Consider the following 2,320-nt stretch of genomic DNA (forward strand, 5'->3'; position numbering starts at 1 on the left):
AGAACAACACAGCCGAGGTATTTATGGGAAAACATCAGGAAGAAAGGAAAATACCAGTCATTGTGGTGAAAAAACGTCGAACTTTTTCGGAACCTTCCTTATCCGAAAAAACAGATATTATCGCACCTGTATTTACTGAACAGACGACAGAATCAGTATCCGCCGGAATAAATTCATCTGCCGTCGAAAAACATATCCCTGAAGCGTCAGCCAGGAAGAAGAAAAAGAAAAAACACCGTTTCCCACGTCCCTCCCACTGGACCCGAGAGTATACTCACGAGTGCGTGGAAAAAATAAAGATTCTGTTTCCTCATCTTCGTGCTGAAGGCGGTGGATTTATTCCCCTGAAAATTGGCATAAACAATGATATTTCGGCATTTCTGGCAGAACACCCGGAGGCAGAACTGACCATGGACGAATGGCTATGTGCAGTGTCCTGCATCACCTCACGCCGTGTATATCTGCAACGGACAGCTGTCGCCGGCGTCCCACGTTATGGTCTGGATGGTCACCCCAAAGGGCAGGTCTCAGAATCTGAAGCACAGAGTGCCGGTCGCAGACTGGCGACATTAGAACAAAAGTGGCTCAGGATGCAGGCACAGCAGGAGAATATTTCTGGGCAATAAACACTCCTGATAACAGCTGGACATTACGTATCAGAAAAATGGGAAGAGAATGATTATGAGTAAATCAGATGCAGATAAAATCGTATTTATCCTGAATAAACATGAGCAGGCATGCAGACGCCTGAAGCCTGTATATACTGTATTGGAACTGGCATTCTGGATTTCAGTGGTTCTCCTGATTATATACATATCAGGCAATAATTACGTACTTAGGGGTCCGCTTGGAATTCGGAAATTTTCCCACGCTAAGAGAATTGAGTTGAACGAGTGGTTATATCCAAGCCAGCTAACTCACTGAACGTAAAGGCTGTACGAAATGTTCCGACCGTCCGATAACCATTTGGCTTACTTCCGTACATTTCCTTGCGTAGATGTACAGAATTGTACGATTTCGGACACCAAAACCGCTGTTGTCCCGCCATTCTGGCGATTCCTGAAAGTCCTTTGGCTAAAAAATAGTCTTAACGTGGTTTATTTTCCGAATTCCAAACTGACCCCTTTAATGCTTCTTTCGTGAATCCGTTAATAAACTCACGACCAACACCTCCGATAGCATCATAAACAAAATTAGGAATGTTATTCGCATTTAATACTTTATCTACACCAACTGGCGCATACTTCCCAAACGCCCCACCCAGACCAGCACCAATACCAGCCCGGCTAGTGAAGCTGTATTTGGACCATCAGTAAAGAATGCCCACCCATTGCGATACCTGTGTTTGCAAGGACACCACGACCGGGAGCCATCATGCCTGTTGTAAATGAGGTCGCGCTTCCCAGATAGTCCCACGACTTATTCGCATTCTGCGGCTGGTTCAAATCATAGAACTGATAACCACTATTGGCCGCCAGTCCAAGAAGCCCACCACCAAGAACTTTACCTGCTGACGCAGCAGGCCCCAGATACCATGCTCCGGCAATCATTACACCATCCTGATATCCATCCACGATCACTTTCGTGATATTGATGCTGTCCGGCATATCACCTTTCGCTATCTTATCCAGCCCAGCCTGGGTTTGTCCCAGTGTCAGATTATTGCCCACCGCGTACTTGTTCCATGATGTAGCCGCAGCAGCATTGCTTTCAAAACCATCACCGAAGCTGAGCGCGTTATTCTCAACGACATAGCTATCGACAAAAAACCATATTAATTCTTTTGGAAAAAAGAAAATAAGGTATCCATATAACAACACCAAATATTCCACTCACTAATAATCTGATATTATCTGAATCCAGCTGTACGTCAAAAAGAATAGCCGGTAATAAAGTAAGATAGAGAGCAATAATCAGTCCTGTTGCATAATAAGCGATCATGGCTTTTCGAGTTCCTTTTTTGCGTCTGAAAAACAACCACGTTGCATAAAGGGAAACAATGAATCCACATATCAGCAACGCAAATGCCCCCATAGCGTAATAAGATAAAAAGCCAGTTTCATTGAAATAATTGAATGCGGTTATGGTAAAACTGTAAAGTTCAATAGTACTACCAATAACACCCAAGATAAGTCCCAGAGCAGGAAGATATAATAGTCCATTAATTTTACTTAACTCCTCATTTTCACAGGCATCACACAATCCCGACTCTTTGTTTGCTTCTGACATTTTACATTTTATACATTCCATTTTTTATTCCATTATTCATTGCGTTACGATAATGTTTAGTTTTTTTAAACATCCCCCACCACATATATGG

The 2,320-nt window shown here is 43.1% G+C and carries 3 protein-coding genes; 1 reads left to right on the top strand and 2 read right to left on the bottom strand.

Annotation, left to right across the window (positions count from 1 at the left end; genetic code table 11):
* The first annotated feature begins 23 nt into the window (after positions 1–23).
* Positions 24–626, top strand: coding sequence for a ProQ/FINO family protein (locus tag E0D98_RS23355; protein WP_047083861.1), 603 nt, complete (start codon positions 24–26; stop codon positions 624–626).
* A 660-nt stretch (positions 627–1,286) separates the two neighbouring features.
* On the opposite strand, the gene E0D98_RS23370 is transcribed toward E0D98_RS23355, so the two are convergent.
* Both E0D98_RS23370 and E0D98_RS23375 read right to left on the bottom strand, forming a co-directional pair.
* Complete coding sequence (locus tag E0D98_RS23370; protein WP_240723755.1) at positions 1,287–1,820, bottom strand: hypothetical protein; 534 nt, start codon at positions 1,818–1,820, stop codon at positions 1,287–1,289.
* A complete protein-coding gene (locus tag E0D98_RS23375; RefSeq protein WP_000388880.1) occupies positions 1,756–2,250 on the bottom strand; it encodes a DUF2569 domain-containing protein in 495 nt (164 codons plus the stop codon). Before E0D98_RS23375 ends, E0D98_RS23370 begins: the two co-directional genes overlap by 65 nt.
* Positions 2,251–2,320: the final 70 nt, after the last annotated feature.

It is taken from the genome of Escherichia sp. KCJ4928, from assembly GCF_004352695.1.
Lineage (GTDB): Bacteria > Pseudomonadota > Gammaproteobacteria > Enterobacterales > Enterobacteriaceae > ECMA0423.